Below are 231 nucleotides of genomic sequence, written 5' to 3' on the forward strand. Positions count from 1 at the left end.
GGTGGAAACAAATTCAACGAGCCCTAACTTTGGAATTTTCATAAAACGGTCTTTTTCAATTCGAATCGTTGGACCACTTTTACTATAATTACATTTGGATGTATAGGAATGCACCTCATTTTTCTTACTTTTAAACTTGGGTTTCCCTTTCTTCTTTTGGTAGTATTGTTTAAAGGATTCCCCTAAATCTTGTAGAGAGTTTTGCAAAGCAGTAGAATCTGCTTCTTTCAG

General features: G+C 34.6%; 1 pseudogene. It reads right to left on the reverse strand.

The annotated features are described in order from the left end of the window. Nucleotides 1-231 (reverse strand): annotated as a pseudogene (locus AAHB12_RS31580) (IS200/IS605 family element RNA-guided endonuclease TnpB); the annotation flags it as partial.

The organism is Bacillus sp. OTU530 (assembly GCF_038440375.1).